The organism is Mesorhizobium sp. M2A.F.Ca.ET.037.01.1.1 (assembly GCF_003998075.1).
GTDB lineage: Bacteria > Pseudomonadota > Alphaproteobacteria > Rhizobiales > Rhizobiaceae > Mesorhizobium.
Genome location: NZ_RZSA01000297.1, coordinates 1 through 6,622 on the forward strand (window position 1 = coordinate 1; position 6,622 = coordinate 6,622).

Sequence of the window (6,622 nt, forward strand, 5' to 3'; positions counted from 1 at the left end):
TGGAAAGGCCGCGTGGCGATGTCGCCGGCAAGCCGCGCCTTGATCGTCGCGGCGACATGCTTGCCCTCCTGCTTGGCCGAGGGCGCCACACCCGGCACGGGCTTCCCATCCGGCCGCACCACATGCGCGGTGTCGCCGATGACGAAAATGTCCGGGCTGCTCGGCACGGTGAGGTCGGGTTCGACCAGCACCCTGCCCGCCCGGTCGGCGGAAGCGCCCAGCCATTCGGCCGCAGACGAGGCGGCAACGCCAGCGGCCCAGATGATCGTCCTTGCCGGTAGCTGCTTGTCGCCAAAGACGACGCCCTCGGCGTCGAGTCGGGTGACGGGGCGGCCGAGCTCGACGGTGACGCCGAGCCGCTCCAGCGCCTTGCGGGCGTAGTCGGAAAGTTGCGGCGCGAAATTTGCCAGGATGCGGTCGCCGGCCTCGATCAGCACGACGCGCGCCTGGCGTGTGTCGATGTTGCGGAACTCGCCGCGTAGCGTGTCGTGCGCGAGTTCGACAATGGTGCCGGCGAGCTCTGCGCCCGTCGGGCCGCCGCCGACGATGACAAACGTCAGCAACGCCTGGCGCCTGGTGGGATCGGTTTCGCGTTCGGCCTGCTCGAAGGCGAGCAGGATGCGGCGCCGGATCGTCGTGGCATCCTCGAGCGTCTTCAGCCCCGGCGCGAACGGCTCCCACTCGTCATGGCCGAAATAGGCGTGACGCGCGCCGGTGGCGAGGACCAGCGTGTCGTAAGGGACCGAACTGCCGTCGTCGAGCAGCACGCGCTTGCCGGCGCGGTCGACACCGGTGACAGTGCCGAGAAGCGTCGTCACGTCCTTGCGCCTGCGTAAGAGATGACGGATCGGCCAGGCCACCTCCGAGGTCGCCAGCGACGTCGTCGCCACCTGGTAGAGCAGCGGCTGGAACAGGTGGTGATTGCGCTTGTCGATCATGGTGATGCGCACCGGCGCACCAGCCAGCGCGCGGGTGAGTTCGAGCCCGCCGAATCCGGCGCCGACGACCACGACATGATGCCTGGCTTCGCTCATTTCATCCACCTCGCGGTGTAAAACTACCACATAGAATGTAGGTATTTTGTGCGCTGCAACAACAGTCTTGCCGGCTGGAAACATGCCCCAGAGTCGTCGCGCGGCGTCGTGAATGCATATGTAGCGCGTGCTGCCGCAGGTATAGCGTGAGACCCCATGACAGGAGCCTATCATGGCTGACAATCGCGACGACGAAGGGCCGGCCCAATACGCATCACCGCCCTGCTTCATGCATGAACTCGAGCCGGAATACCGGGAGCCGCTGTCCGATTGGACGGATATCAGGCGTTGGCGCAAGGCCGAGCGCGAGCGGCTCATCAATGCCCGCCTTGCCGTCTCAGCCGATGCGCGCGCCGCTATGTCGGCACGTATCGCGGTCGGCCTCGACGCGCTGATCGGCGACATAGAGGGCCGGATGGTCAGCCTCTATTGGCCGTTTCGCGGCGAGCCGGATCTGCGCGGCTGGATGGCCTCTATCAACGAGCGCGGCGGCCGCACCGCGCTGCCTGTCGTCATCGAGAAGGGTCAGCCGCTGGTGTTTCGCGCCTACAGACCGGGCGACCGGCTGGAAAAGGGTGTCTGGAACATTCCGATCCCGGCCGAAGGCGACCCCGTCCTGCCCGACATCGTGATTTCGCCGATCGTCGGCATCGATCCAGGCAAGTATCGGCTGGGCTATGGCGGCGGCTTTTACGACCGCACGCTGGCCGCCATGCCGTTCAGGCCGCTGGTGATCGGCGTCGGCTATGAATTGCAGCGCATCCCCACCATCTACCCGCAGCCGCACGACATTGCGATGACGACTGTGGTGACGGAGGCGAATCCCGCCTAAACGGGCCAGGTCCATCGATCGGATAGTGGAAAATCAGCGTGAAAGTGACGCCGACCGCCTCCATGTCCCTGCGGCCGTCGACGACCATCTCCTTCAGGGTGTTGAGTTGCGCCGCATGCTCGTCGGTATCCCAGACGCTAACTTGGACCATCTCGCCTTTCGGCGAGACGCCCGAATAAAAGTGGAGCAGCCCCGGCAGCCGTCTGACGGCTTGGATGATGTACTGCGCGGTTTTCTTGCTGGCGGCATCAACCTCGGCAAACCGAGCCGGGTCGAAGCTGGCGCGCGAGATGCGGATGACGGAGGTTGTCGGCAATGACTCGGCGAGCGTAGTTCTTTCTGTCATATCGCAGCTGCTGCCTCCTACTGGTTATCAATCCAGATCCTAGGCCATCTCCGGCCTCAAGCCGACCGCCGTGCGATCGACGATCTCGCGCAGCGCGAAGGACGAGTTGATCTTGGTCACATGCGGCATCGCCGACAGCCACTCCTTGTGGATGCGCTCATAGTCGACGAGATCCTTCGCCGCGATGCGCAGGATGTAGTCGTATTCGCCCGACATCAGATGGCAGGAGAGCACGTTCGGGCAACGCTTGATCGCCGCCTCGAAATCCGACAGCGTCTTTTCGAATTGCCCCGACAGCGATATGTGCACGATCGCCGTCATCTGGTGGCCGAGCGCGCTGTTGGAAAGCCGCGCGTGATAGCCGCGGATGGTTCCGGACTTCTCCAGGTTGTCGAGCCTGCGCGAGCAGGCCGATTGCGAAAGGCCGACCTTCTCGGCAAGCGCCGCATTGGGTATCCGGCCATCCTTCTGCAAAGTCTCCAGAATGGCGATATCAATCCTGTCGAGCGGCATTTTTCGTGGTTCCTGCGAATTTCCGGCTATTTTGCGCAACGATTATCGAAGACCGATCCTTGCCGCAAGTGCATTCGCAAACACATACGGAACGATTCGTGGTTGACTGCGATTATTGCGTGTCGCCTCCAAATCGCGCGGCGTTCCGGAGCTGATGGCATGCACCAATGACAGGGAGAGCGCCCCTGAAAGGGCGTGGACAGGAGAAGAAAGATGCGTGTCGGCTGCCCCAAGGAAATCAAGAACCATGAATATCGCGTCGGCCTGACGCCCGGCTCGGTCCGCGAATATGTCGCGCACGGCCACGACGTGCTGGTCGAGACCGGCGCCGGCGCCGGCATCGGCGCCGACGACAACGCCTATCGCGCCGCTGGCGCCACCATCGCCAAGACGGCGGCCGACGTGTTCGCCAAGTCGGACATGATCGTCAAGGTCAAGGAACCGCAGCCCAATGAATGGGTGCAGCTGCGCGACGGCCAGATCCTCTATACCTATCTGCACCTGGCTCCGGATCCGGAGCAGACCAAGGGTCTTCTCGCTTCGGGCGTCACCGCGATTGCCTATGAGACCGTGACCGACGACCGCGGCGGCCTGCCGCTGCTCGCGCCGATGTCGGAAGTCGCCGGCCGCCTGTCGATCCAGGCTGGCGCGACAGCGCTGCAGAAGGCCAATGGCGGCCGCGGTGTGCTGCTTGGCGGCGTGCCGGGCGTGCTGCCCGGCAAGGTCACCGTGCTCGGCGGCGGCGTCGTCGGCCTGCATGCGGCCAAGATGGCGGCCGGCCTCGGCGCCGACGTCACCATCATCGACCGCTCGATCCCGCGTCTGCGCCAGCTCGACGACATTTTTGGCGGCCGCGTCCACACGCGTTACTCGACCGTCGAGGCGTTGGAAGAGGAATGCTTCTCGGCCGACGTCGTTATCGGCGCCGTGCTGATCCCGGGCGCCGCGGCGCCCAAGCTCGTCACCCGCGAGATGCTTTCCGGCATGAAGAAGGGCTCGGTGCTGGTCGACGTCGCGATCGACCAGGGCGGCTGCTTCGAGACCTCGCATGCCACGACGCATGCCGATCCGACCTACGAGGTCGACGGTGTGATCCACTATTGCGTCGCCAACATGCCGGGCGCCGTGCCGGTCACCTCGGCGCACGCGCTCAACAACGCGACGCTGCACTATGGCCTGCAGCTCGCCGACAAGGGGCTCAAGGCGCTGGTCGACGACCACCACCTGCGCAACGGCCTCAACGTCCACAAGGGCAAGATCACCAACCGCGCCGTCGCCGAAGCGCTCGGCTACGAAATGGTCGAGCCGAAAGCGGTGCTCGCCGCCTGATATCCGGCAAGAATTCCTCCTGTCACGCCCGCCGGTTAACTCCGGCGGGCTTTTTTCTTGCGCGGAAGTAGGTTTCCGTGAAGAAGTCCGGACAACAAAAAAGCGGAGCAAAAGCCCCGCTTCCTCGATGTTGCGACCTGCCGCCGGTCCATCCGCGGTCGACTGATCATCAACCATTGCTTCTTAGCAAAGGAGTACGACGAGAATACGACAGTCTTGACGGACTTCGATCCTGTCTTTCGGCCGTTATGCGTCCCTGTGTGAAGTGCTTCACATTCGCGCGGCGGGAAAGATGCCTAGACACGCGATGCTACTGGCGGTCTGTGCTGCTTGCCGGGTTCGGACAATCCCGCCCTGACAGCACTTGCCGACAGCTTCTGTCAGACCCTCCAACGGCCCGCCTGACCATCGGCGGGCTTCTTTTTTGGGGCTTGTCGGTTTGGGATCAGGCCCGCTCGATGCGGCATTGATAGCAATTGTTCCGCGCCGAGCGGACGTGGATGTAGGCGATGTCGTCGCGCTCAAGCAGTGTCGTGGCGCGGGCTGCGATATCGCCCGTCGGCGTGACCGCGCCGCTGCCATAGACGATGCGATCGTCCTTGCCATAGCCCCTGACGATATAGTCGCTGCTTGCGAGCATTTCCGGCAGCGCCTCCCCGTCGGCGGCGCGTTCGCATTCCTCGGCGTGTAGGAAGATCGGGCCGGTCTCGGCATAGGGCTGCAGTTCCGGGAATGGCCTGTAGGCCATGATCAGATAGCCGTCGCCGACTGCGACGTTTTTCATGCAATGCCTGCAGGGCACGCCGTCGCCGTCGGAAATCCGATGTTCCGGGGCAAGGCCATAGGCGTCGGGCCCTCCCCCCTGCAAGGCGCGCACGGCTTCGGTCGGCAAGGCTTTGAACTGGATGCTCATGGCAAAATCTCCGGTGGCGATGTCCGGAAATTATGCTTTGGCGGCAGTGCCTCCCACCCGATTCCTGCCTAGAGCGGTTCACCGTTTCACGGAAACGGCGAACCGCTCTAACTCTTGGTTTTTACGCAATTCCGGACGGAAAACCGCTCACACTTTTCCTGGAATTGCTCTAGCGGCACGCATATGGAAGAGCCCGGCTGCTTTGCGCAACCGGGCTCTAGACATCGGCATTGTCGGACTGAGCGTTACCGCACGAAGTCGTCGAAGCGGCGCAGCGTCACGCGGCGGTTGCGCCAGTTCTCCTGCTGGGTCGGAACGAGCAGGAATTCCTCGCCATAGCCAACGGTTTCCAGCGCGAATGCGGGCACGCCGAACTCGCCTACCAGGGTCCGCTTGAGGGAGGCGGCCCGGCGCTCGGACAGGACCTGGTTCGACTCGAAGGAGCCGACAGCGTCGGTGTGGCCCTCGATCAGGATGCGGGCGCCACGGTCGCGTCGCAGGATGCGATGGAGCGCGTCGGCGATGATCTCGACCTTGCCATATTGCGAGGGGGCGATGGCGGGCGAGCCGAACTCGAAATTGATCGACTGGATGTCGATCGAACGCGCCATGTGCCGCAGGTCCGGCCGGCGCTTGAACTCGCGAATAGTGACACGTTCATTGGGGCGCAGCTTCTTCCTGGGCGCGGCCTCGAGCTGCCGCTCGATGGTCGCGGCCGAAGGCGTGGTCGCCTGTGCGAATGCCAGGCTCGGCATGGCAATTGCCGCGATCGCGGCAACGGCAAACATACGTCGGGTCAACATGTCTTTTCTCCTACAAGCTCGGCCTCGTAATGCGGCCGGACAATGGCAAAGACAGTCTGAAGCGGCGATGAACGGGATGTTCAGGCCCACGGCAATTCCGGGAAAAGCGTTCGCCGGTTGGGCTCGGCTGCGGCGTGAAACGGGTCTAGCCTCGCATGACGCTGGCCGAACGCTCGGCGAAGGTCAGCGGGTGCACGACTTCCTTCTTCTGCGCCACAGGCGTGAAGCCGAGTTTCTGGTACAGCGGCAGTGCCGCCGGATGGTCGAGCGTGCAGGTCTGCACGGACACGAACTTTGGCCCATATGCCCAGGCCGCCGAGATCGCCGCGCCGAGGAACCAGCGGCCGATGCCCTGGCCATGCGCATGTTCCATCATGCCGAAATAGGCGAGCTCCACTTCGTCCGGAAGATGCGGCTTTAGGTCGAAGAAGCCGGCTGGAGCGCCATCGAGATAGAGCACCCTGACGTCGCGGTCCTCGCGGTGCAGGCCGGCGGCAAGCTCCTCGTCGCTCATCCTCAGCACATTGACCCAGTGCCATTTGCGCCCGACGCGATCTATCAAATAGCGGTAGAAATGGAGCGGGATGTCCTTGGTCTTCAGCAGCGCGATCTGCCGGTTGTAGGGGATCGGCGACGAAACCGCCGGCGCGGCGTGCATCTCCAGGAACGTGACCGTGACATCGATAGCTTGCGGCGCGCCGTTTTCCATCATTCTTTCCCCGTCACCACCGGCGTGTCGCTGAGACCGCCCCATTCCGTCCACGAACCGTCGTAAAGGCGGTTGTCGGTATGGCCGAGCGTCTCCAACGCGAGCGTGATCGCCGCCGCCGTGATGCCCGAGCCACAGGACGT

Annotated in this window: 7 protein-coding genes and 1 pseudogene; 2 read left to right on the forward strand and 6 right to left on the reverse strand. The window is 63.8% G+C overall.

The window, feature by feature from the left end; translation table 11 throughout:
- On the reverse strand, nt 1–1,034 hold a 1,034-nt coding region (locus tag EOA27_RS16395; RefSeq protein ID WP_145970374.1), incomplete at its 3' end, for an NAD(P)/FAD-dependent oxidoreductase.
- A 172-nt stretch (nt 1,035–1,206) separates the two neighbouring features.
- Here EOA27_RS16395 and EOA27_RS16400 point away from each other — a divergent pair.
- Nucleotides 1,207–1,866: a 5-formyltetrahydrofolate cyclo-ligase gene (locus EOA27_RS16400; RefSeq protein WP_126082775.1), complete on the forward strand. Its 660-nt coding sequence runs from the start codon at nt 1,207–1,209 to the stop codon at nt 1,864–1,866.
- Between the two features lie 385 nt (nt 1,867–2,251).
- Here the strand turns inward: EOA27_RS16400 and EOA27_RS16410 are convergent, their stop codons facing one another.
- Nucleotides 2,252–2,725 carry an Lrp/AsnC family transcriptional regulator gene (locus EOA27_RS16410; RefSeq protein ID WP_040994689.1) on the reverse strand — a complete coding sequence of 158 codons (474 nt, stop codon included), beginning with the start codon at nt 2,723–2,725 and terminating at the stop codon, nt 2,252–2,254.
- Between the two features lie 213 nt (nt 2,726–2,938).
- On the opposite strand from EOA27_RS16410, the gene ald reads away from it, so the two are divergent.
- The gene (gene ald / locus EOA27_RS16415) at nt 2,939–4,054 is read left to right on the forward strand and encodes an alanine dehydrogenase (RefSeq protein ID WP_126082776.1); all 1,116 of its coding nucleotides are present in this window, start codon (nt 2,939–2,941) and stop codon (nt 4,052–4,054) included.
- A gap of 445 nt (nt 4,055–4,499) precedes the next feature.
- Here ald and EOA27_RS16420 read toward each other — a convergent pair whose 3' ends face one another.
- The 4 genes and pseudogenes from EOA27_RS16420 to EOA27_RS42135 form a co-directional block, all read right to left on the reverse strand.
- Nucleotides 4,500–4,967 (reverse strand): DUF1203 domain-containing protein, encoded by a 468-nt coding sequence (locus EOA27_RS16420; protein ID WP_126082777.1) that lies wholly within the window; start codon nt 4,965–4,967, stop codon nt 4,500–4,502.
- A 245-nt stretch (nt 4,968–5,212) separates the two neighbouring features.
- Nucleotides 5,213–5,770: an OmpA family protein gene (locus EOA27_RS16425; protein WP_126082778.1), complete on the reverse strand. Its 558-nt coding sequence runs from the start codon at nt 5,768–5,770 to the stop codon at nt 5,213–5,215.
- Nucleotides 5,771–5,915: 145 nt separating this feature from the next.
- On the reverse strand, nt 5,916–6,479 hold the full coding sequence (locus EOA27_RS16430; protein ID WP_126083809.1) for a GNAT family N-acetyltransferase: 564 nt from the start codon (nt 6,477–6,479) through the stop codon (nt 5,916–5,918).
- A pseudogene (locus EOA27_RS42135) lies at nt 6,479–6,622 on the reverse strand (sulfurtransferase); the annotation flags it as partial. The gene EOA27_RS16430 and the pseudogene EOA27_RS42135, both read right to left, overlap by 1 nt.

Bases quoted from the DNA above. Each gene is read 5' to 3' on its own strand.
- EOA27_RS16410 (WP_040994689.1), bottom strand. From the start codon at position 2,725: ATGCCGCTCGACAGGATTGATATCGCCATTCTGGAGACTTTGCAGAAG.
- EOA27_RS16400 (WP_126082775.1), top strand. From the start codon at position 1,207: ATGGCTGACAATCGCGACGACGAAGGGCCGGCCCAATACGCATCACCG.
- EOA27_RS16430 (WP_126083809.1), bottom strand. From the start codon at position 6,479: ATGGAAAACGGCGCGCCGCAAGCTATCGATGTCACGGTCACGTTCCTG.
- EOA27_RS16425 (WP_126082778.1), bottom strand. From the start codon at position 5,770: ATGTTGACCCGACGTATGTTTGCCGTTGCCGCGATCGCGGCAATTGCC.
- ald (WP_126082776.1), top strand. From the start codon at position 2,939: ATGCGTGTCGGCTGCCCCAAGGAAATCAAGAACCATGAATATCGCGTC.
- EOA27_RS16420 (WP_126082777.1), bottom strand. From the start codon at position 4,967: ATGAGCATCCAGTTCAAAGCCTTGCCGACCGAAGCCGTGCGCGCCTTG.